Source organism: Chamaesiphon sp. VAR_69_metabat_338 (assembly GCF_031423935.1).
Lineage (GTDB): Bacteria > Cyanobacteriota > Cyanobacteriia > Cyanobacteriales > Chamaesiphonaceae > Chamaesiphon.
On sequence record NZ_JANPGM010000313.1, the window covers coordinates 1 to 2,856 of the forward strand.

Consider the following 2,856-nt stretch of genomic DNA (forward strand, 5'->3'; position numbering starts at 1 on the left):
TGGCATCTGAACTTGGCGGCGCAAGTCGGGATTTTTTTGGTTGACGGAGTGACCTTTCATCTGCTCCTCCTGATTCCTCTTTTCTCTACTTTAACGCCACTTTGAGGCTTAAGTTGACACCACTGCCCTCGTGGGTACCCTAAAGATCTCAATTCAAACGATTGAGTTGCGGTCGCGATTGAATACTTTTTGAGGAGAAATTTCGATCTGCGATCGAGCGTAACTAAAGTAACAAAAAGTGTCGCCATTGTGAGGCAATATACCTACTAAAATATCCGACAGGTTTATCCCGATCGCGATACACTATAATATTGCTCTCTTGTGTTCAGAATTTTATGTCGCTGCCGATCGTTGCTATTATAGGTCGTCCCAACGTGGGTAAATCCACACTCGTCAATCGGTTGGCGGGCGCACGGGAATCGATCGTGCATGATGAGCCAGGAGTAACCCGCGATCGTACATATCGACGGGCATTTTGGCAAGATCGTGAGTTTGTGGTCGTCGATACGGGTGGACTCGTATTCGATGACGAAACTGAATTTTTACCGTTAATTCGCGAACAGGCGATGACGGCTCTATCGCAGGCAAGTGCGGCGATATTTGTGGTAGACGGACAACAGGGAATTACTGGTGGGGACGAAGAAATTGCTTCGTGGTTGCGGGTACAAAAAATCCCTGTATTTGTTGCTGTCAATAAATGCGAATCAGAAACAGTTGGCTCGATGCAAACTGCCGATTTTTGGAAGTTGGGAATTGGCGAACCTTATCCGGTTTCTAGCATTCACGGCAGCGGTACGGGAGAATTATTAGATGAATTAATTCTCCATTTACCCGTCATGGAGGAAGTGGATGAGCCAGAAGTCCGGATTGCGATTATCGGTCGTCCGAATGTCGGCAAATCCAGTCTGCTGAATTCTTTCCTCGGTGAAAATCGATCGATCGTCAGTCCGATTTCGGGAACTACCCGCGATGCGATCGATACGGTAATTACGCGGAATGAAAAAAATTATCGGTTGATCGATACTGCTGGCATTCGCCGCAAGAAAAACGTCGATTACGGGCCGGAATTTTTTGGGATCAACCGCGCTTTTAAAGCGATCGATCGCTGCGACGTCGTGCTGCTAGTACTCAATGCCGAGGATGGCGTCACCGAGCAAGATCAAAAATTAGCCGGACGGATTGCCGAAGAAGGACGCGCCTGTGTCATTGTCGTCAATAAATGGGATGCAGTCGAAAAAGATTCCTACACCATTTATGACTACCAAGCCCAGCTAAATACCCGCCTTGCCTTCACCGAATGGGCGGAAAGTATCTTTGTCAGCGCGCTTACCGGACAACGCGTTGATAAAATCTTGGAAATAGTCGATCGTGCCGTCGAACAACACCGTCGTCGCGTCAGTACCGCTGTTATCAACGAAGTCTTGGAAGAGTCTACAACTTGGCACAATCCCCTAGTTACTCGTCAAGGCAAACAGGGTAAAATCTACTACGGCACTCAAGTCAGCAGCCAACCACCGACGATTGCCTTGTTCGTCAACGACCCTTCGCGGTTTAATGATAACTACCGTCGGTACATCGAAAACCAATTTCGGACGCAACTCGGCTTTGCCGGTACTCCCCTCCGCCTGCTCTGGCGCGGGAAGAAACAACGCGAAGGCGAGAAAATCGTCAACCGCGCGACTAGAGTCAAAGCAGCTAAGTAGGGAATAGGGGATAGGGAATAGGGAATAGGGATAATATTAAGACGCTTGCGTCCTAAGTTATATCTCTATCTTCTGTTCCTCGAAACCCTATCCCCTTTCCCCTTTCCCCTATCCCCTAATAGATGGATTTACTCCGCTCCCTGCCCATTGGATTATATTTAGAACAGCCAGTTACTTGGCTGCATCGGCTCGATCCGCGAGTGAAACTTGGCTGGCTATTGAGCTTTTTATTAGCACCAATCTTGGCGAGTGCGAGTTGGAAATTAGGTTTAGTCGTGTTACTAGTCCTGATTAGTTTGCTGGCGGGTATTCCCTGGCGCGCGCTCAAACCACAGATGGGATGGCTACTGCTATTTGGTGGGGCAATTTTTGTGGTGGGCATGTTTGCGCCAGATAGCATTAATGTTACTCAGCAAGTGCGATCGCCTGCCGATGCTGGTGTAGAAATCGTCCAACCTTATCAATATGTTTTATTCAAAATTGATGGCGGCATCATCCATCTCAAAATTACTAAAAAATCGCTAGATAATGCGATTTATGCCAGTACGTTAATCTTTACATCGATCTACAGTGCGACGGTTTATCTGCTGACTACTTCTCCCGAAGAAGTTACCGCCGGATTAGATCGGTTGATGTCACCGCTCCGTCGCTGGAATGTGCCGGTAACTGAGATTATGCTGACGCTGACCCTCTCACTCCGCTTTATTCCCTTGGTACTAGAAGAGATCCAAAACTTAGTGAGATCGGTCTATACTCGCGCGATCGATTGGCAAAAGCTAGGACTTAAAAATAGTGCCAAAGTGTGGCTGACAGTATCCGAAAAAATCCTCGAAAACCTCCTCAGCCGCGCCCATCAAATTGCGATCGCCATGCAAGTTCGCGGCTTCACGACTCCCAATACTCACAAAGTCGAATGGCATCAATTAAAGTTAGGTAAAGCTGACATATTTGCCATGTTCGTGCTCTGTTTATTTTGGGTCGCTAGATTTATTGTTGGGGGTCAATTTGCTTGAATTAGGCTTTAGGTTTTAGCGGATGCGCGCTCCGTCTGCGACACGCCTCGCTTCGTATCTCCTACGGAGAGGCTTCGCCAACGTCTACGGGTTTCCCGAGGGTTTAGCGACCCAAATCGCGCTGAGGTTCCCGCCTAGCG

Annotated in this window: 2 protein-coding genes; both read left to right on the forward strand. The window is 48.1% G+C overall.

Features of this window, described 5'->3' with window-relative positions:
• Positions 1-335: 335 nt before the first annotated feature.
• On the forward strand, positions 336-1,703 hold the full coding sequence (gene der, locus RMO84_RS09020) for a ribosome biogenesis GTPase Der (protein WP_310488145.1): 1,368 nt from the start codon (positions 336-338) through the stop codon (positions 1,701-1,703).
• Between the two features lie 122 nt (positions 1,704-1,825).
• A complete protein-coding gene (locus tag RMO84_RS09025) occupies positions 1,826-2,716 on the forward strand; it encodes a CbiQ family ECF transporter T component (RefSeq protein ID WP_310488146.1) in 891 nt (296 codons plus the stop codon).
• Positions 2,717-2,856 lie beyond the last annotated feature (140 nt).